The following is an 18,418-nucleotide window of genomic DNA, read 5'->3' as shown; positions in this document are numbered from 1 at the left end:
GAAATTTATAACTAGGACACTGCCGATTCGCTTATTTCCTCTATGTTTTCTTCCACAACAGCCTTTCTGCGCTTACTGCTGGATAAATAGGAGTAAACTGCAGGAATAATAAATAGTGTGAGGATGCCCGAAAAGACCAAACCTCCCGCTATCACAATTCCTAAAGACTGGCGACTGTTGACAGTAAGGGCGATCGGCAATGCCCCAAATATCATCGCAAGCGATGTCATCAAGATGGGACGGAAACGTTGTTCGGCAGCTGTTATAGCCGCATCAAGCTTAGATAATCCGGTATCTTTTAGATGATTAGCGAATTCTACAATCAAAATTCCATTCTTTGTGATCAGGCCTACCAAGGTAATAATTCCGATCTGGCTGAATACGTTTAGGCTCTGGCCAAACCAGTGCAAACTGAGGACTGCGCCTGTTACTGCCATTGGCACGGTAAGCATAATGGTAAGCGGGTCGCGCAGGCTTTCAAATTGTGCCGCAAGTATCATATAAATAAGCACCAGCGCCAATATAAGGGTAAAAGTGATATTGCCTTGGCTTTCGGTGTAGTCGCGTGATTGTCCAGCCAATGAAGTCTTAAAGTTTTCTCCCAGCACATCGGCTTTTATTTCTTCAATTTCCTGTATGGCTTCGGCAAGGCTAACGCCGGGTGCGGGTGCAGCTGATATGGTGGCAGATGTGTATTGATCGTACCGGTAAATGGCTGCAGGACTTACCGCTTCCTCTGTTGTGATGAGGTTGCTTAAGGGGATGATCTGGCCTGTTGTGGAATGGACATAGACAGCATTAAGGTCTTTGATGTTATTCCTATGCGAACGAGACAATTGTCCGATCACTTCATATTGACGATCGTTACGGAGGAAATATCCATATCGCTGCCCGGAGAGAGAAAGCTGTAGCGTACGGGCTACCTCCTCTATGGAAACACCCATTAGGGCGGCCTTTTCACGGTCTATGCTGATTTTCACCTCGGGCTTATTGATCTTTAGGTCAGCATCTGCAAACATAAGTTTTTTACTCTGACGTACCGCTCCCAAAAATTTTGGAAGTACGGAAGTCAGACTGTCCAGATTTTGTGCCTGTAATACAAACTGTACGGGCATACCACCACCATATCGTGTACCGATTGTAGGCGGCAAGTAAGGAAATAAAAGAAATCCCCTGAAATTGCCCGATGCTGCTCCATATTGATTATACAGGTCCTGTATGGAAGCTTTTCTTTCTTTAGGATCTTTCAGGTAGATACTTTGTACGGCAATATTGACAGGTGCTGGGGCCGGAATGAACGAAATGGCCACCATCGAGTAGGTCTGGTACAATCCATCAGTAGAATCGTTTACGTATTTACCTACCTCCATCATGTTTCTTTTCATGTAATCGAAGGAAACGCCTTCGGGAGCAATGGCAATTAAGTTCATATTCGAACGGTCTTCTACAGGAGCCAGTTCTGATGGTAATTGCTTCCCTACGAAATAGATGAGCCCCGTAGTGGCTATCAGAAAGACCCAGGCCAACCATCTGACCCGCATAAAATTCTTAAGTAGATGGGCATATCCGTTATTCAATCGAACAAAGAATGGCTCTGTGACCCGGTAGAACCATCCCGGTCCCTCTTTCTTTTTTAGGAAATAAGCACTCAGCATAGGTGTAAGCGTTAGCGCTACAAAGGCTGAAACCAATACAGAACCAGACACAACGATAGCAAATTCCAGGAAAAGCTGACCGCTGATACCGCCCATGAATACGATAGGCAAGAATACGGCAGCTAAGGTAATAGTCGTAGAAATAACCGCAAAGTAAATTTCCTTAGACCCTTTAAATGCTGCCTGAATAGGTGTCATGCCTTCTTCTATTTTTTTATAGATATTCTCCAGCACTACAATAGCATCATCCACCACCAGCCCAATTGCCAGCACTAATCCTAAAAGAGTGAGGACGTTGATGGAGAATCCAGCTATATACATAATAAAAAATGCAGACAAGATCGAAACAGGAATCGCCAGCACAGGAATAATAGTGGAACGCCAGTCACGGAGGAAAAGGAAGATAATCAGCACGACTAATCCGAATGCAATAAATAATGTTTCTTCTACTTCCTTAATGGATTCGCGAACGGAGCGTGTAAAGTCAAAACCGACGATCAGACGATAGTCCGTTGGGATATCCTTTCGCAGTTGTTCTAGGCGTCTGTAAAACTCATCCACTACCTCAATGGCATTGGCATCCCGTTGAATCTGGATGGCCACCCCTACGCCGATACGGTTCAAGTTTCCGGTTTCATTGATGATGGCTGTACGCTCATTCATTTCACCAAGCTCCGCAGTTCCAACATCTTTCAATTTAATTACCGTATTGCCGGTTTGCTTTATCAGCATTTCATTAAACTCTTCTGCGGTTGTAAGCCGACCAAGTGTCCGTATGCTTAGCTCACTATTCTCGCCGTCTATCCGGCCGGCCGGAAGGTCAATATTTTCCCTGAGTAGAGCTTGTCTGATATCTTCAGGCGTAAGTTTATAAGTCGCTAGTTTTACGGGGTCAAATCGGAGCCGCATGGCATATTTATGCTCGCCTACGATAGCTACGTTGTTAATGCCAGGAATAGACTGCATTCTGTCTTTGATGACGGTTGATGCAATATGACTTACTTCTTTGATGTCCTTGGTATCACTTTCAACTTCAAGAAAGGCAACCAGATTATCCGCCGAAGATGCCTTCTGAACAATCGGTGGGTCCACATCAGCTGGAAGTTGCTTACGGGATTTGGCCACCTTATCTCTAACGTCATTCAAGGCGTCTTCAATATCGGTGTCGCGATTAAATTCTATTGAAATAACGCTTACCTGTTCCCGTGATTCGGAAGAAATTGTACGGATACCGCTTGCTTCAGCAATGGATTCTTCCATTGGTCTTGTAAGTTTGGAGGCAATTACATCAGGGCTTGCTCCGGGGTAAAACGTGATAACAGAAATAACCGGCGGTTCTGTCAATGGAAATTCTCGCACTCCCAATTGTTTCCATCCTATGATACCCAATATAACCAGCAAAAGAGAGAATACTCCTGCCAATACTGGTTTTTTTATACTTAGTGACGATATACTCATAACGTATTATTTTTTGATATAATGGCTTTTACTGGCATACCCTCGCTAATGCGTAGCATATTGGAGATAATGATACTGTCGCCAGTGCTTAAACCAGATGTGATAACAGCTTCTGATTCGGTTCGGTTACCTATGGTAACTGCCACAGGTTTCGCTTTTCCATTGGCTAGAATAAAAGCATTGTACCCACCCTCACCGGGCATGAGGGCTTCGGTTGGTACGCTTACGCCTTTAGCACCTTGGCCACTGATACCAAAATATATCTTTGCAGACAGACCCGCTCGGAATTTTCCATCGGAATTATTAGCCATGGCTTGAACCTGTAGGCTTCTGCCAGAAGCATCAAGTCCGGGTTCGGTCGCCACTACGGTAGCCTCAAGTTGTTGCTCAGAAAGCTCAGTAGTAAACCGTACTTTCGTTCCAGTACTTATTAATGGCAAGTATCTTTCGGGAATGGAAAAATTGATTTTGACACTGTTTTGGTCTTGCAAGGTAACCAAATCTGTACCAGGCCTTACATATGCTCCGGTATGCACTTTTGAAATACCAATTTTTCCTGAAAAAGGGGCTTTGATCACCGTCTTGTCAAGTTCTACGCGAAGCAATTCCTGTCGTGCCTCTAAGGAGCGGAAGTGCATAAGTGCCTCGTCGTACTCCTGCTGTTTTACGGTTTCGGTTTTCAGAAGATTGTACAACCGCTGTTTATTCAGTTGTGCCAGTTCCAGTGCAGCCTCGATTTCCTTTAAACGGGATCTGATATCGGCATCATTCAATGTGTAAAGTATAGTTCCCTGTTTCACGTAGCCACCATCTTTAAAAGCCACTTGGGTGATTTTTAAGGGTAATTCGCTGACAATGGATACTTCGCGATAGGGCATCATTGTTCCTACCACGATTTCATCGTGATTAAGCTCTTTTTCTTTTGCGATCATAATATCTACGGGTAATTTGGCTGCATCGTCATGAGCAGTCGCCGTTTCTTCTAATGCGTTTTCAGGCTTGCTCTCACAGGCAATCAATATATTACCCAACAGGAGAATCAAAACCCCAAACCTGAGTTTCGTATATTTGTATAACATGGTCTTATTATTTAATTGTGCAACAAATGATTAAACTTTATTATTTTATAGCGTGATAATTGAAATTTTTACAGTATTCATATGCTGAATTAACACTACAAAGTTGATCATTCACTAAGGGGTATGAATACGCAACTCCTTGTTTGATTTGTAATATTTACTGGTTTTTTTGCGTTCTAAAGATAATGTATGTAGCCAATGTCTGGCAGATACTTGCAGCTATCACAGGCATGGTATTTATTTATTGAATGGAAAGGTATTTCGAAATTTATTTTTAAAAAAGCTTCAGAAAAAAGAGCATAAGGAGGAAATCCTGCAACACTATTTTTGAGCATGTTATGTGCTTCAATGACTGGGACTCCATAGAGCTTTTCAAATTTGCCAATACTGTATTTTGAAAAAGAACCGTAGTGTAGGATAATCTTTAATGATAGCGGAATTTTTATTGCAAACTGCAGGGCTAAACGAGCTACTTCCTTTTTAAAGTTATTGTACATTATTTCAACCTGGGTAATGGCATCATCAAATGTGGGGATGTTATTGTATTTGTAAAACAGTATAGCATCACCCTCGATTTCAGAAACCTTTAGTGCTAGACGATTGCTATCCAAAATCGATTTCAGAAGTTTTTCAGTTATATATCTACCGACGAACATATTGGTATTAATGACAAAATCAGTAAACCCTGATATGTCCGGTATCATCACCATTCCTGTTTTATATTGGGTAATCTGTTCTTCCATGACTTAGGATTTTAGTATGATGAAAAGTTAGAATAGTATTTAAGGGTCTCCATATTGGGTTCAATCTTAACATGCTTTAACCTAGCGCATCACCCTACGAATTTTGCGAATTTATATTTAATTCATTTTGTATCAGACATATCCGGCCCGTTGATTTTTCATTTGCTGCTCAAGACGCTGTATTATTCCTGCTCCAATTAGGAAGCGGGATACCAAACCTATTTTACTTGTTCTCATCTTATGTTTATTTTATGACACTTCTTTATTCCCTCAAACTGACTATTCAAATAGCAAAGGCAAAGGTCGGATTGTAACGTAGGAGCAGCTATACGAAATGACGGTTAAATGTTATGAAATTTACTTTTTTGAATGACTTATATGGGCCGCGAACCATCAGAGCTAAGTGCTTCATCCCTCCGCATGTTGATGATATCCTTTTTTTCCTGCTTCATCGGTTTAAAATAGCGCGATGTAAAGCCCGTGTATCTTTTCAACTGGTTGGATAGATATGCCTGACTGCTATAACCCAACCGATGAGCAATTTCGGTCAAAGACATTTCGGTATAAACCAATAACTCTTTTACCATTTCAATTTTTCTGTGAATGATATATTTTTCAAGCGTCACTCCCTCAGCCGAAGAAAATAAGGCACTTAATGTATTGTAGTTCTTGTGCAGCTTATTACTAATTAAGGTTGTGAACTTAGTAGGCGTTCCGCTATCCAGTTGCATCCTGATACCTTTTTCCACTAATTCCTTTATCATATTTATCGTCTTTTGGTTCTTGTTGTATATCAGTTCAAAACCATTACTTTTCAACATCGTTTTGATGGCTTCCAACTTCTGTAAAACCACTTCTGTATCTTTTAAAACCATCTCTCCCAGTTTTATATTTAAAACCTCAAAACCCAAAGCTGTCATTTCCTGTTCAAGAACATATATACATCTATCGCACACCATTCCTTTTATCAATAGTGTCATAACATCTAGACCGTTTTAATCTCTTTATTCATAGATCAAAATTCAGCATTCGAACCCAGTAAATTATTATGATATTCCAGCTTTGATTTGTGAAATTTTATGAAAAGCAATATTTCAACATTAAATATTATAAAATAAAGGGGAAAAAGTATATAGCTACTCCTGCTGTTCTTATAGAATTTTGTAGCAGGTAACATCCTAAAAAAATGAAGAACAAAAAAAGTAATGAACATCAGGTTATAAAAGTGCTGAAAGACTACAACGCTGGGAAAAGCGGTCTGGAGCTTTACGAGAAATACGGCGTTTACGGCACAAATATTTTTGAACTGAGACAAAAATACAAGGATTTAGGAATGGATATTCTCGTAGAATTAGTAAATTTAAACGAAGAAAACGGCAAGTTAAAAACAATGTATACCGATCTGTACGTGCAATATCGAAAACTCAAAGATTTGCTGAAAGAGGATTTTTGAATGGATATGTTTACTGTACGGTAATGCATACATCCGCATTCAGTGGATAGCTTTGGCATAGTAAAATTATTCCCTCCGCAATATCTTGCTCGGTCAATGCACCACTATGAAGCATCCGAATTTCACCGCCTGTTTTTACCGCCCAGCAAGCCCCACAGGTTCCCTTCCTACAGGAGCTAGGAACTTTGATATGGTGTGCTTTCATCGCCCCTAATAAAGACTGCCTTGGCTGAACTTCAATGAGTGATGTACATTCAAAAGTCTGCATTTCATCGTTCACATAGTTGTCCTCATAATAGTTTACAATAACATCTTTGGTAGTACAGTCCGTTTCCATATCGTTTGCATCTATCTGTATTGGATCAAAATATTCCATATGGATATTTTCCTCGGGGATTTTCAAGCCAGTGAGTGCATCCTTATATAAATCCATTAGCCCAGTAGGTCCGCAGATGTAATAATGGGCATCATTAACTGCCGAAACTAGCCTTTTGATGACTGACCTGAGAACAAGCAAGGAAAACCTGCCTGCAATGTGGTTGATTTTTGTTGAGATAAATTCAGGGTCGGTGAAGGAATAGCAAATGTTCAGTTTCTCGTTTGTATGCATTGTCTCCAATTCATTCCAAAAAATGGTTTCTTGTGGCAATTTGTTACTATAGACTAACAGAGGAATTTGGTTTGTATTTTCAATGCTTTTTAACATGGAGAACAAAGGAGAAATACCACTTCCACCTGCCAACAGAACAATTTCGGATTGTTCTACAATTGACTTATCCAATACAAAATTTCCAAAGGGAGCCTCTATTTCCCAGGTTTCGATATCTGCTGCATTGTCTAAAATAAAATTGCTCATCTTTCCGCCAATAACCCTTTTAATGGTAATAGCAGGAAATTCATCAGATGGCTTAGAGCAAAACGAATACGAGCGTATCAACAGTTCTCCGTTTAAGCTAATTCTGATGTTAAGATATTGACCAGGCAAATAGGCAAATTTCTGATGCCCTGGATCAAAGCATATAGTAATCGCGTCTTTAGTTTCCTTTATAATTTTATGTGTTCGCCAGGTGTATTTCTTCATTCCCAAGTTGTTCTTACGCTACCTATAAAAAGAAAACCTCCGCTTTTACGCAAAGAGAGGTTAATAGAGCCCTTTATATAGAAGGTTGCTGGTCTGATAATTATAATTCGTTTTGGCTTTCCTGCCGTTTTCTGATGATTTCCAGCTTGTTTCTTCTTATCTGTTTGAAATGGGCAGATGTTAATCCTGTATAGGTCATCAATTGCTCAGATAGTTTTGTTGGTTTTCTATAGCTTAATGCTTTTGCAATTTGCGATATAGACTGCTCGGTGTATACAAGCATTTCTTTTACCTTTTCAACGATCCGCATTACGAAAATAATTTCGAGGCTCATATTGCAGTTGATGAGGAACATCTTGTTCAATTGTTTATAATCCGTTTTTAGTTCCTTTGTAAGCTGTACGTTGAATGGTGCAGATGTTCCTGTATACAATAGGTTCTGAATATGCTGGTCTGCTATATTGCAAACCTTTGTCATGATATCCGAACAATCGCCTGAATTTTGATTAAATAACATACCTTTTTACTTATAGACCAAGATTTTTACAGTTTTATACTTTAGAGGCGGTTTGGTAAAATCCCGGAGATGTACTAAAATATCTCCCCGAGATTTGCCAAAAAAACTAGTCACAGCATCCCGTTGAACAAGTCGAAGTTTTTCCGTTGTCGTTACCCTCTACTTTGTAACCTGCTTTTTCAATAACCGCTACCATCTCTTCTTTTATTTCGTCACTTTCAACTGAAACTGCAAGTTTTCCTGCTTCCAATCTTTCGATTTTGACACCAGCAATAGCATTGATAGCATTGTTTACTCTTGATTGGCAATGTGCACTTTGCATATCTGGTATGCTTAATTCTACATTTTTCATTTTGAACTTGTTTTTTATGTTACAAATTTCCGTATCAAACGGTGGCTATTATTATGTTATTCCATGTAAGATTTATGATTTTTACTGATTTCGAGATGCTGAGTTACGCTACAATGAACTTCCCTTTCATATAGATACAGTGACCTGGAAATGAACACAGGAAATCATATGAGCCTTTTGCTGGAGCGATAAAGGTAATTTCAGTAATTTGCCCGCCGCCAATTATATTGGTTTTAGCGATTACTGCATTTTCCATTCTCTTTGGAATATAGTCATTGTCCTTGGCATCTATCGCTGCATTGGCAAAAGCATTGAAGTCTGTGCCTTGTGCAAGTATGACAACATTATGCCCCATGGCTCCAACAGGTGCTTTACCAACATGTTTCAGCATAAGCTTTACGGTTTGACCCTCTTTGGCCTTGAGTTCGGTTTTGTCGAATTTCATATCATCGTCACCATTAATGGTAATGACTTCTTCATTTCTGTTTTCAGCCCGAATAGTTGCTCTCTCCGTTTCGGGATAATGATTTTCTATTGCTTTTTCGTTTTTAGCCGTATTGTTACAGGCATTTAAAGTGATTACGGACAATACTAACATGAACTTTTTCATTTTTACTTAAGATTTATCTGTTATCTGATACCACAATTTAGGGAGTTTTGCTACCGAAACAATACCTGAAATTTTTAGCTGTTGTATTTCCCTGGTCAACAAAATAGACCTTATGTCCGTAATAGATTTTCGGACAAGGCTAGCATTTTTTATATCGTTTTTATTCATGAGAAATTTCCTCTTTGACAGTTTAGCAATATCCAAATCTACCTAACGGCTAATGTGTTGGAAGTGTGATATAACCTGTAAAATTTGTAATTTTTACGGCTCTAAAAAAACGGCGGTTCGTTTTGAATGAACCACCGTTTAACAAACGCAATCAAGTCTAGCCTAGTTATTATTTTTTAATTTATCCGCCGGAGGACTGTAGTCAGTCAACGTTGTAACACGCACAGTGTCTACTCCGCTAATATCCCAAGTAATAGGGATCATCGTCATATAACCACACTTCGGACACATATCTCCTTCTGAACCGATCATTTCTTTATGCGAGGGACAACCGGTAATCAAATGCCCAGCTGCATCTACCAACTCGCCCTTTTCATTTCTGTTGTTGCCGATTTTTCCCGGGGATTTTTCCAGCAGTTCTGTAGCGTGGTCGTGTCCATCATCCGCAGCATGTACGTGATCGTTTTTTGCCTTTTTAGCATCGCTGCCGCAGGACGAAATAATCATGACCAACAAGGCAAAAGCCCCTATTAATAATTTGTTTATTTTCATTTTTGTTGAACTAATTTAGGAAGTTAATGATGTCACTTTTTCCATTTCAAACGTAAACTGTTGCTTACCACACTGACGCTGCTCAATGCCATGGCTGCACCGGCAATCATCGGGTTTAATAAGAAGCCGTTAATTGGGTAAAGAATACCCGCAGCAATCGGGATACCAATAAGATTGTAGATGAATGCCCAAAACAAGTTTTGTTTAATGGTTGCAACAGTCTGTTTTGATAATCTTATCGACTGCGGTATCTTGGTAAGATCAGATGAAATAATGGTCATTTTTGCCACGTCCATTGCGATATCCGATCCTTTACCCATTGCGATACTTACATCGGCGGTGGCCAAAGCCGTGCTATCATTGATACCATCCCCAACCATTGCTACTACTTTGCCTTGCTCTTGCAGTTTTTTCACAAAGTCTGCTTTATGTTGCGGTAATACTTCCGCTTTGTAATGATGAATACCTGCTTGCTCAGCAATGGCTTTAGCCGTTGCCTCGTTATCTCCAGTAAGCATATATAGGTCGATACCCATATCCTGCATTTCCTTGATTGCTGCTACTGACGTTTCTTTGATTTTATCGGAAATTGCGATTACCGATAGCGCTTGTTTGCTGCTGGCAAACCAAATAACAGTTTTAGATAGTTTACCCCATTCATCAGCTTGTTTTTGCAATTGTTCAGCAATAGTGATCTTGTTTTCGGCTAACAATTTTTTGTTGCCTACATAGTATGTTTCATTATTATGATCAGCTTTTGCACCTTTACCTGTAATACTGTCAAAATTCGACAGTGAAATAGTAGAAACTTCGTCCAGATGCTTTACCACAGCTTCTGCCAAGGGGTGCTCGGATTGCTTTTCAATGCTCAATAAAATATCTTTGGTCGCATCATCATTATTTAGCCATTGAATATCGGTAAGCTGTGGTCTCCCCTCGGTAATCGTTCCAGTTTTATCTAAAACAACGGCATTTACCTTTTTTGCCAGTTCCAGACTTTCTGCGTCTTTAATCAAGATACCCTTTTCAGCACCTTTACCTACCCCAACCATAATAGCGGTGGGAGTGGCCAGGCCCAAAGCACAAGGACAAGCAATTACTAATACGGTAACAGCGGCCAATAAACCTTGCACAATTCCATTGTTGCCTCCCAAAATCAACCATAGGACAAATGTAAGGATAGCAATGCTGATCACTACAGGCACGAAAATGCCTGCAATTTTATCAACCAATTTCTGTACAGGCGCTTTACTCCCCTGTGCATCCTGCACCATTTTGATGATTTGAGCAAGCATGGTTTCTTTACCCACTTTAACGGCTTGGAAGCGAAAACTGCCTTTTTGATTAATCGTTCCTGCAAATACCTTTTCTTTTTCTTTTTTTAGTACGGGCACCGGTTCGCCACTTAGCATACTTTCATCCACATATGAAGTGCCTGAAGTTACCATACCATCTACTGCGATTTTTTCGCCCGGTTTTACCAAAATAACATCCCCTACGTTCACCTCTTCAATGGCTTTTTGTCTTTCTGTGCCGTCTGTTTCTATTATAATAACTGTTTTTGGTTGTAATCCCATTAATTTTTTAATGGCTGATGAGGTATTCCCCTTAGCTTTTTCCTCCAATAATTTACCTAATAGAATAAAGGCAATGATAACCGCTGCGGCTTCAAAATACACGTGTGCGTGTAAACCTCTCCGATGCCAGAAGTCCATAAACAGCATATTGAATACGCTGAATATATACGCAATACCTGTACTTAATGCAACCAAGGTATCCATATTGGCAGAACGATGTTTAGTCTGTTTCCATGCGTTGATAAAAAAGTCTTTGCCTAGCCAAAGAACTACTGGAGTGGAGAAAAGCCACATGGTCTCATTGGCATAAGGTATATCCATGAAGAGCATACCAATAATGACCACCGGAAGCGATAAGATGATTGCCCAAATGGTTTTGCTTTTAAGTTTCCTGAATCTTTCGGTGTGAATCGCTTCCAGGGTTTCCTGCTGTTTGGTTTCATCTTCTATCAATAGGTCATAGCCAACACCCTGAACGGCCCGCTGAATTTTAGAAGCATCAGTCATGTTGGGTAGATATTCTACGGTAAGGTTGCCCGTAGCAAAGTTAACAGAAGCATTCACAACGCCCGGCTCGTATTTTACAATGCTTTCAACACTTCCTGCACAAGAAGCACAGGTCATCCCCAATACAGGGAAGGAATTTTTAATGGTGGGAACCCCATAGCCAAGATCTTTAATCGCCTGCACGGCTGCTGCTACCACCTCATCATTGTCCACTGTAATAGCAGCTCTATGGTTATTAAGCTCTACCTTATGGGTTTCAATGCCTTTTACCTGCGCCAATCCTTTGTCAACGATTAATGCGCAGTGTTCGCTTTCTACGTCCTCCAAAGGGAGATAAACGGTTTCTCTATTGTTATTTGCCGCCATTTTCTGATTGCTTTTATTTACAATACAAATTTGGCGACAATTATTTGGATGCCTATTGCAGAATTATGGGTTTGTTTTGTAAAATTTACTTTAAACCTTGTCCAAGGGTTTTCTTTTATCCTCTCGTATTTGCTTGAAATGACTCGTTGTAAGTCCGGTTACTTTTTTGAATTGATTGCTCAAATAGGCAACGCTCGAATAGTTTAGACGGAAAGCGATTTCGCTCAACGATAGTTCATCGTACACCAACAGTTCTTTTACCCTTTCAACTTTTTGAGCAATAAAATACTTCTCAATGGTTGTACCCTCAATTTCGGAAAACAGATTGGAAAGATAATTGTAATCGTGGTGCAATACATTACTCAATATGTCCGAAAGATTGGTTTTCGCATCATTGTCCTGATGGTGCACCAAATCAATGATAACGTTTTTTATCTTTTCAATTATCCTGCTCTTCTTGTCGTCTATGAGCTGAAAGCCCAAGGGGATCAAAGCATTTTCCATTGCCGCACGCTCCTTGGTGGTCAAATCTTTTTTTAGCGTAATTTCACCCAGCTTTACGCTATTAACCGCTATGCCAAGCTTTTCGAGTTCATGTTGAACTACGAGAATGCAACGATTGCAGACCATATTTTTTATAAATAATGTACGCATATTTCGCTAAATCAATATGAATATTTTGCATAAACATATATGACAAATGTAGAATAAAATAAGTATTTATTAAGAACGGTTAAGTGATGCGATTAAGCACCTGTATAGGAAAGTACATGAAGAAAACAGCTAACATCTGCTCTATTGTAGGGGTATATGGACAATTAACCCCCTGTTTATGCATACTATTTATGAAGGCACTTCATTGGTTATATTTTCATTGTTCATCACCAAAAATTCGCTATTGGCAATGCATAAAAAGCGGTATCGGTTTTTTGTTGCCAAGGTGCCTGATGAAAGTGCCAGCATTTTTCAATTTTGTCGAAGCTTTTTCCAATGTCTATCTTTCCCCATTGATAGCCCATTTTGTAAGACTTTCCGTTTGTGCTAATTGAACCAAATACCGTTGGGTACGATGATCCGGAAACGCCATTGGTATATTGCACAGCTTTTTCTATACGTAATTTCGTTCCAGCCGGAAATGTGACAATTTCTTCCAAGTCGGGCACTGCCATATTCTTTCGCTCTTCCACATATTGCCATTGCGGATGCAAACTATCTAACAGGATAAAGGGATAATCAGTGTTATCATTCATACGGATTTTTTCTTTAAACAGTATTGTTTCCCTATTCAGTACAACGGTTTTCCCCACTCATTCTTTGAACGGCTTGTATTTATTAAGGCTGGTGGACTTGGTTTTTATTGTGCCGTACAGGATAAGGAGAAAAAACCAACACCTCCAATGATTATCAACGCAACGATACCCATTATTTTCTTGATCGTCATATTACTTTTTGTCGGTTATATAGACCTCTGTCAATCCGTCGGATGATTTGAAACGTATGTTATATCCCGTTTGTTTCGATAGTTTTAGCGGCGGGGCATACTTTCTGTTTCAAAATCTGTACTATTGAGTTGTTCTTTTGGCTTATGGCCTTTATTCATTTCCGTATTCCTTGCAAGATAATAGTCTTCTCCTTCAACTTTGACTACTTTAAACCAGCCATAACCAATTTTTGCACCTATGGGGGTACCTTTTCCTTTGTACGCTTCGTAATGTCCAAAATAAATATCACCTGCTGCAGGAGCTTCTACCAGTCTGGGAGGTCTTGCACCATTAAGAACAGATTTTACGAGTTCATTCGCGAGGATACTTTGCAATAGTGTAGTCTTACCTGTTCCTGGTGGATCATTTACTGCCAGTATGTTGCCATTTGTTTGCTGTTCGTATACCAGCAGTGACTTTCGTTGGGAATTATTTAGCGGGAATTGATTGCTGAACTGTTCGTAGTGGCCAGGTTCTGCAAAAAGCAAATTGTCAGCTGGAATCTTTCGTATTGATTTGGGTGTAAAATCTAATATGCTGGATAGTAGTAAAGGAAAGGCTCCGCTTTTCTGAAGGTCGGCATAGGTGTTCAGGATATTTTGTGCAGAAATTAGTTTATCCGATTTGATGATGCACACTTCATGCTTCGCGTTAAATTCATCGAATACTACTTTATAGTTCCTATAACCTGTTATCTTTTCAAAGAACTTAGCGGCACTTTCCCAATAGTTGTCAAAAGATTTATAATCAAACCGATGGTTCTCCAGGGCACTATCATAACTGTCCATCGTGCTGAGAATGGGCCAGATACCTGACGCTATTGAAATAGGTTCTAAAAAGCTTCGGCATATCCAGGGCTTGCGCAGGGATTCGTCTACAATAATCGTTCCTTCATGAGTTAACTTAACCTCTATCCAGAAAGGGAAATTCTTTTTTATTTCACCTTTGTTCTTTCCGTGCGCTACTTTAGTTGATATATAAAATGGAGAGATGAGTATGTTGATAGATTTTAGATTTTCATTTGACAGATCAGATTTTGAACCAACGAAATGACCTTTTTTTTCACAGACATCTGGAGATATATCGGAAAGCTCACCATCTGCCAAGCTGTTTCTATAATATTTTAGCCAATTGCCAATAAGCGTATTCTTCATTAATGTTATAACCGGTATATTATATTTATAGGATAAGTTTGTCTCAGCGTTAAATTTAAATAAAACTTTAGGAATGCAAAAAGAATTTCGGTATACTCATAATAGATACAGAAATGTGCACATAAATTCATTTTAACTAGACTTTCAGTTAATAGTTTAAGATCAGAAATACTCCTGACATTTTGTTACCCCATCTTTTCACTACATCGAAAATCTTTACCTCCGCTGTAATGTCGCTATAAAACTTTCGCATACAGAAAAGCGACATTCACATATAGAATCCCGCTATTTAAACCAAGTTAGTTGGACAGACCTCCCTAACGCTCGAAATTCGCTATCGGATATCCAGAAAACCCGTGGCCATTGGTAGGGCGTAACCGAAAACCCTTGATCAGAGTAGGCAATGGTTTAATTATACATACAAAAAAAGATGAAACGTAAAAGTGGAAAATCCCGGATAGGAAAACTCTTCAGCCGGCCCATTACATTGCTCGCATTGGAGGCTGTTATGCTGGTAGCAGAAACTGAAGATAAATGTATCCCTTATGAGGGACTATAGAAGTAGTGTTTACCGCCCGGCGGTTTTCGACCGTCGGGCTAAATCATTAAAAAAATGGAGAATGCTCTTGTAAAAAGTCATACTCTCAGCTTTGCTATCAGTGGTATAAAGGTTCCTTTAGAACCTACAAACCCCTTCTGGTACAAATTTCAGGTGGTGAGTGCAAGCTTTCGAAATTTTCTTCCATCGATGGAATATGGAGAGCACGAGTCAAATTTCTTTAAACTGTTGACCAACCAGCAGCAAAGCTATTTTGAACAGTCACTCCCAGATGTACCCAAAAACCTTAAAGTTCGCTTTCATGGCTATGCTTTGCAGGATATAAAAAATAGACCCGGAGTAATTGCTACCTTTCATAGCGGATCTTTCCGGATGATCGGGCATTACCTGGCAAAAAATGATATTCCATTTGTACTGGTGGTTTCAAAAGACGGGATGCAAAGGGAAACAGAGCTGGTTGATTCTAAATATGACAACAAAAAAATAGAACACCTTGGTTTTAGTCTGATCAATGCCAACGATAAAAGTAGCCTACTGCGAATAAATAGAGAATTAAGGGACGGAAAAAATATTTTAGTTTATGTAGATGGTAATACCGGAACAGGAGACGACCTGACGAGCCGTAACCTTATATCCATCCCTTTTCTGAACCAACATGTCAAAGTAAGAGCAGGGGCAGCTTTTATTTCTTACCTGAGCAAATCCCCGATTTATCCGGTAGTTTCTACACGGCAATGGAAGCGTGTTCCCTGTCTCGATTTTTTTCCTCCGATATTACCGAATAAGGAGCTTAATAGGCAAATATTTATAGGGCAGGCCGTTTCACGAATCTATAAACATCTGGAGAAAGTTGTCTCCATAAAGCCCTGGCAATGGGAAACATGGCTGCATTTGCATGAGCATGCCGATATCGTCAATCCGATCGCGGAACAGATATCCGAACCAATTATCACAGAAGGAAAAAAGAAAAGACTGATCAGATTCAACGAAGAGGATTATAGCTTTTTCAGTATAACCGGCAAATATTTTCTTTTCAGGAAAAGAGATTATCAATGTTTCGATATCGAACACTGGTTATATAAGCGGCTGGAACAGATTTACAGAAGGGATTATCCTTTTACAGTCCCTTTATTACAGCGGAATCATATGAGCGATCTCATAACCGGCAGAGTTGTTCTGGAAATCTAAAAAAGAAGAGAATATGCAATCATTAGATGCTATCAGTGCAAAGAGAAATAACGTTCTTTGCACACTTTTTTACGGAAAATGGCCTAATTTTTTTATCTTGTGGAATGATGAACCAAAAAATCCGGAAGATATGGCCACTTTTTTCCGTAAACACCCCCTGTTGTTCAATTTTATCTGTTGGATAATCTATGCCCAGTTTGTATATATCTACAACCTACCCAAAATCAGTTATGTCGACTACAGTCATATACTTTTTCTCTGCTTGTTGTATTCGATTATCTTTTACAGTAATTTCTTTCTCTTTAAATTTATCGAAAGCCGGAAAATAAATATTGGGATCGCTATATTATTGGTAATCTCCACTTTCTTTATACTGGCAGCACTGGGCTATGTTTGCATCTATGGAATATTGCCGCTATTTGGGGCTAAATTATATTATGAGGATGTGCCGTTTAAACTGAGCCTGTACCTGCGCAATATACTTTCCCCTTATATCAAATACGCCAGCTATGCCATTATCGTGTATTTTATACTGAAATGGTTTGCCAATCTGGCGTATAAACGCCGGATGGAAAAAGCACATTACGAAATGGAACGGGAAAAGTTCGAATATGAACAGGCATTTTTAAGAGCCCAGGTCAATCCCCATTTTCTGCATAATTCACTAAATTTTATCTATACAGAGGCGCTCTCTTTATCCAAGTCATTGGCCGAGAGCATCTACCTGCTTTCCATGATGATGCGTTATTCGTTGGACAATGCGGTGAAAGGCAAACAGCTTGTGCCGGTGCATAAGGAGCTGGAATATCTGGAAATTTACCTCGAAATCAATCGGAGACGTTTCGGCAAAGGAAAAAATATTGTATTTGAATTTGAAGGCGATCGCTATCTGCATTCGATTCCACCTTTGTCCTTTATTACACTTGTGGAAAATGCCTTCAAATATGGAGACCTATCAGATCCGCTATATCCCTTACAGATCAAGATCGTGGTCAACCGGGATAAGATTTATTTCTATAGTTCCAATAAAAAAAGGATCAGCAAAACATTGGATACTTCGGGCAGCCATGTTGGCTTGAAAAATGTGGAACGGAGACTGAAAGGTGCTTTTAAGAACAAGGCGAGACTTAGTCGTACGGAAGACAATGAGATTTATACAGTTGAGCTATTTATTGATTTTTCCAGTGATACAAAAGAAATATAATGATAAACTGTTTCGCAATTGATGATGAACCTGCCGCACTGGAACAGATTTCCCGTTATCTGGAGCAGGTACCGAACGTCCATTTGATAGGAACCGCCACAAGGCCACTCGAAGGTTTAAAAATGATCCCGAAACTAAATGTTCATGCAGTTTTTCTTGACATGGAAATGGATGAAATGACGGGTACCGAAGTGATGCGCGAGCTTGACCCTTCGGTTAAAGTGGTGGTCTGTACTGCTTATACAGAATTTGCAATCGAAAGTATCGAGCTCGATGCAGTGGATTATCTGTTAAAGCCTGTTCAATTCGATCGATTTGCAAAAGCAGTGGAAAAGCTGAAGGAAAGGATACTGCACAGAACATTGGAATTACCCACAGTAAAAAACGATTACATCTTTGTACAGATCGAACATAAAGGAAAATTAAAGAAGATAGATTTCAATGATATCATTTATGTAGAAGCAAGGGGAAACGATGTAATATTCCACAAACATGATGAATTTGTATTGACTTCCATGCGGATGGACGATGTTGAATCCGAACTGCGTCTGACTGACGGTTTTATACGAATCCACCGATCTTATATCATATCTATAAAGATGATTGACCTGATCGATGAAGGTATGGTTATACTGAAAAATAAAACAGGGCTGATCATCGGAAAAACATATAAGGACTATGTTCTAAAGACGTTGTATCAACACTAATCACCAA

General features: G+C 39.5%; 18 protein-coding genes. 5 read left to right on the top strand and 13 right to left on the bottom strand.

The genetic code is table 11. From position 1 onward, the window contains the following. Nucleotides 1–11: 11 nt before the first annotated feature. From ACH11B_RS01455 to ACH11B_RS01440, 4 genes are all read right to left on the bottom strand, one after another. Nucleotides 12–3,113, bottom strand: a complete 3,102-nt coding sequence (locus ACH11B_RS01455; RefSeq protein WP_130858278.1) for an efflux RND transporter permease subunit — start codon at nucleotides 3,111–3,113, stop codon at nucleotides 12–14. Then, nucleotides 3,110–4,192: an efflux RND transporter periplasmic adaptor subunit gene (locus ACH11B_RS01450; protein ID WP_130858277.1), complete on the bottom strand. Its 1,083-nt coding sequence runs from the start codon at nucleotides 4,190–4,192 to the stop codon at nucleotides 3,110–3,112. Before ACH11B_RS01450 ends, ACH11B_RS01455 begins: the two co-directional genes overlap by 4 nt. Before the next feature lie 176 nt (nucleotides 4,193–4,368). After that, nucleotides 4,369–4,935 (bottom strand): DUF2652 domain-containing protein, encoded by a 567-nt coding sequence (locus ACH11B_RS01445; RefSeq protein ID WP_130858276.1) that lies wholly within the window; start codon nucleotides 4,933–4,935, stop codon nucleotides 4,369–4,371. 374 nt (nucleotides 4,936–5,309) lie between these two features. Beyond that, nucleotides 5,310–5,915 carry an AraC family transcriptional regulator gene (locus tag ACH11B_RS01440; RefSeq protein ID WP_130858275.1) on the bottom strand — a complete coding sequence of 202 codons (606 nt, stop codon included), beginning with the start codon at nucleotides 5,913–5,915 and terminating at the stop codon, nucleotides 5,310–5,312. Between the two features lie 206 nt (nucleotides 5,916–6,121). On the opposite strand from ACH11B_RS01440, the gene ACH11B_RS01435 reads away from it, so the two are divergent. Next, on the top strand, nucleotides 6,122–6,388 hold the full coding sequence (locus tag ACH11B_RS01435) for a hypothetical protein (protein ID WP_130858274.1): 267 nt from the start codon (nucleotides 6,122–6,124) through the stop codon (nucleotides 6,386–6,388). Between the two features lie 10 nt (nucleotides 6,389–6,398). On the opposite strand, the gene ACH11B_RS01430 is transcribed toward ACH11B_RS01435, so the two are convergent. The 9 genes from ACH11B_RS01430 to ACH11B_RS01390 form a co-directional block, all read right to left on the bottom strand. Then, entirely contained in the window at nucleotides 6,399–7,469 is a 1,071-nt protein-coding gene (locus tag ACH11B_RS01430; RefSeq protein WP_130858273.1) for an iron-sulfur cluster-binding domain-containing protein, read from the bottom strand. A 100-nt stretch (nucleotides 7,470–7,569) separates the two neighbouring features. Then, entirely contained in the window at nucleotides 7,570–7,986 is a 417-nt protein-coding gene (locus ACH11B_RS01425) for a hypothetical protein (protein ID WP_130858272.1), read from the bottom strand. Nucleotides 7,987–8,092: 106 nt separating this feature from the next. After that, the gene (locus ACH11B_RS01420; RefSeq protein WP_130858271.1) at nucleotides 8,093–8,338 is read right to left on the bottom strand and encodes a heavy-metal-associated domain-containing protein; all 246 of its coding nucleotides are present in this window, start codon (nucleotides 8,336–8,338) and stop codon (nucleotides 8,093–8,095) included. Nucleotides 8,339–8,441: 103 nt separating this feature from the next. Next, nucleotides 8,442–8,948, bottom strand: a complete 507-nt coding sequence (locus ACH11B_RS01415) for a plastocyanin/azurin family copper-binding protein (protein ID WP_130858270.1) — start codon at nucleotides 8,946–8,948, stop codon at nucleotides 8,442–8,444. Nucleotides 8,949–9,278: 330 nt separating this feature from the next. Further along, entirely contained in the window at nucleotides 9,279–9,668 is a 390-nt protein-coding gene (locus ACH11B_RS01410; protein WP_130858269.1) for a hypothetical protein, read from the bottom strand. Between the two features lie 32 nt (nucleotides 9,669–9,700). After that, on the bottom strand, nucleotides 9,701–12,118 hold the full coding sequence (locus ACH11B_RS01405; RefSeq protein ID WP_130858268.1) for a heavy metal translocating P-type ATPase: 2,418 nt from the start codon (nucleotides 12,116–12,118) through the stop codon (nucleotides 9,701–9,703). A 90-nt stretch (nucleotides 12,119–12,208) separates the two neighbouring features. Beyond that, nucleotides 12,209–12,772: an AraC family transcriptional regulator gene (locus ACH11B_RS01400; protein ID WP_130858267.1), complete on the bottom strand. Its 564-nt coding sequence runs from the start codon at nucleotides 12,770–12,772 to the stop codon at nucleotides 12,209–12,211. Nucleotides 12,773–12,999: 227 nt separating this feature from the next. Next, complete coding sequence (locus tag ACH11B_RS01395; RefSeq protein ID WP_130858266.1) at nucleotides 13,000–13,368, bottom strand: hypothetical protein; 369 nt, start codon at nucleotides 13,366–13,368, stop codon at nucleotides 13,000–13,002. A gap of 275 nt (nucleotides 13,369–13,643) precedes the next feature. After that, nucleotides 13,644–14,753, bottom strand: a complete 1,110-nt coding sequence (locus tag ACH11B_RS01390) for a hypothetical protein (RefSeq protein WP_130858265.1) — start codon at nucleotides 14,751–14,753, stop codon at nucleotides 13,644–13,646. Between the two features lie 430 nt (nucleotides 14,754–15,183). Between ACH11B_RS01390 and ACH11B_RS01385 the strand changes: the two genes are divergently transcribed. From ACH11B_RS01385 to ACH11B_RS01370, 4 genes are read left to right on the top strand one after another with little or no spacing between them, the layout of a single operon-like run. Next, the gene (locus tag ACH11B_RS01385; protein ID WP_256377669.1) at nucleotides 15,184–15,312 is read left to right on the top strand and encodes a hypothetical protein; all 129 of its coding nucleotides are present in this window, start codon (nucleotides 15,184–15,186) and stop codon (nucleotides 15,310–15,312) included. 54 nt (nucleotides 15,313–15,366) lie between these two features. Further along, nucleotides 15,367–16,500: a hypothetical protein gene (locus ACH11B_RS01380; protein WP_404274004.1), complete on the top strand. Its 1,134-nt coding sequence runs from the start codon at nucleotides 15,367–15,369 to the stop codon at nucleotides 16,498–16,500. Nucleotides 16,501–16,513: 13 nt separating this feature from the next. Beyond that, nucleotides 16,514–17,704, top strand: coding sequence for a sensor histidine kinase (locus ACH11B_RS01375; RefSeq protein ID WP_130858263.1), 1,191 nt, complete (start codon nucleotides 16,514–16,516; stop codon nucleotides 17,702–17,704). Further along, nucleotides 17,704–18,411 (top strand): LytTR family DNA-binding domain-containing protein, encoded by a 708-nt coding sequence (locus tag ACH11B_RS01370; protein ID WP_130858262.1) that lies wholly within the window; start codon nucleotides 17,704–17,706, stop codon nucleotides 18,409–18,411. The genes ACH11B_RS01375 and ACH11B_RS01370 overlap by 1 nt, the downstream gene beginning before the upstream one ends. Nucleotides 18,412–18,418: the final 7 nt, after the last annotated feature.

Source organism: Olivibacter sp. EAT-5 (assembly GCF_044784325.1).
In the GTDB taxonomy this organism is placed as follows: Bacteria; Bacteroidota; Bacteroidia; order Sphingobacteriales; family Sphingobacteriaceae; genus Olivibacter; species Olivibacter oleidegradans.
The sequence above is the reverse complement of the archived record's forward strand: the minus strand, read 5'-3'. Positions and strand labels throughout refer to the sequence as shown.

Excerpts from the sequence above, each read along its gene's own strand:
- ACH11B_RS01380 (WP_404274004.1), top strand. The coding sequence starts at position 15,367 with ATGGAGAATGCTCTTGTAAAAAGTCATACTCTCAGCTTTGCTATCAGT.
- ACH11B_RS01440 (WP_130858275.1), bottom strand. The coding sequence starts at position 5,915 with ATGACACTATTGATAAAAGGAATGGTGTGCGATAGATGTATATATGTT.
- ACH11B_RS01425 (WP_130858272.1), bottom strand. The coding sequence starts at position 7,986 with ATGTTATTTAATCAAAATTCAGGCGATTGTTCGGATATCATGACAAAG.
- ACH11B_RS01435 (WP_130858274.1), top strand. The coding sequence starts at position 6,122 with ATGAAGAACAAAAAAAGTAATGAACATCAGGTTATAAAAGTGCTGAAA.
- ACH11B_RS01400 (WP_130858267.1), bottom strand. The coding sequence starts at position 12,772 with ATGCGTACATTATTTATAAAAAATATGGTCTGCAATCGTTGCATTCTC.
- ACH11B_RS01415 (WP_130858270.1), bottom strand. The coding sequence starts at position 8,948 with ATGAAAAAGTTCATGTTAGTATTGTCCGTAATCACTTTAAATGCCTGT.
- ACH11B_RS01455 (WP_130858278.1), bottom strand. The coding sequence starts at position 3,113 with ATGAGTATATCGTCACTAAGTATAAAAAAACCAGTATTGGCAGGAGTA.
- ACH11B_RS01405 (WP_130858268.1), bottom strand. The coding sequence starts at position 12,118 with ATGGCGGCAAATAACAATAGAGAAACCGTTTATCTCCCTTTGGAGGAC.
- ACH11B_RS01445 (WP_130858276.1), bottom strand. The coding sequence starts at position 4,935 with ATGGAAGAACAGATTACCCAATATAAAACAGGAATGGTGATGATACCG.
- ACH11B_RS01385 (WP_256377669.1), top strand. The coding sequence starts at position 15,184 with ATGAAACGTAAAAGTGGAAAATCCCGGATAGGAAAACTCTTCAGCCGG.
- ACH11B_RS01420 (WP_130858271.1), bottom strand. The coding sequence starts at position 8,338 with ATGAAAAATGTAGAATTAAGCATACCAGATATGCAAAGTGCACATTGC.
- ACH11B_RS01370 (WP_130858262.1), top strand. The coding sequence starts at position 17,704 with ATGATAAACTGTTTCGCAATTGATGATGAACCTGCCGCACTGGAACAG.
- ACH11B_RS01410 (WP_130858269.1), bottom strand. The coding sequence starts at position 9,668 with ATGAAAATAAACAAATTATTAATAGGGGCTTTTGCCTTGTTGGTCATG.
- ACH11B_RS01390 (WP_130858265.1), bottom strand. The coding sequence starts at position 14,753 with ATGAAGAATACGCTTATTGGCAATTGGCTAAAATATTATAGAAACAGC.
- ACH11B_RS01375 (WP_130858263.1), top strand. The coding sequence starts at position 16,514 with ATGCAATCATTAGATGCTATCAGTGCAAAGAGAAATAACGTTCTTTGC.
- ACH11B_RS01450 (WP_130858277.1), bottom strand. The coding sequence starts at position 4,192 with ATGTTATACAAATATACGAAACTCAGGTTTGGGGTTTTGATTCTCCTG.
- ACH11B_RS01395 (WP_130858266.1), bottom strand. The coding sequence starts at position 13,368 with ATGAATGATAACACTGATTATCCCTTTATCCTGTTAGATAGTTTGCAT.
- ACH11B_RS01430 (WP_130858273.1), bottom strand. The coding sequence starts at position 7,469 with ATGAAGAAATACACCTGGCGAACACATAAAATTATAAAGGAAACTAAA.